General features: G+C 48.6%; 1 protein-coding gene. It reads right to left on the reverse strand.

The window, feature by feature from the left end:
- A partial coding sequence (locus tag AACW06_RS20470) for an IS66 family transposase (protein ID WP_192076414.1) occupies positions 1 to 255 on the reverse strand: 255 nt, incomplete at both ends.

The following is a 255-nucleotide window of genomic DNA, read 5'->3' on the forward strand; positions in this document are numbered from 1 at the left end:
CCAGTTTTAATCGAGATTCAAGTGCGTACAACTTTTGGATTTTGGCTAACGCCACATCCGCTTTACCTGACTTACCTTTGCCCTGAAGCTTTTTCGCCTCCATGAACTTACGGCGTGCGTGAGCGAAGCAACCGACATTAGCCACGTTGGTTAATCCGTCATAAGCCGCGTAACCATCACTTTGTAGATAGCCTGAGTAATCGCCCAAAAAGTTCACGGGGCATGCTCTCGCGCGGCTGTTTTGATAGTCGAACA

The sequence above is a fragment of the Vibrio sp. S12_S33 genome, from assembly GCF_963889785.1.
In the GTDB taxonomy this organism is placed as follows: domain Bacteria; phylum Pseudomonadota; class Gammaproteobacteria; order Enterobacterales; family Vibrionaceae; genus Vibrio; species Vibrio aestuarianus.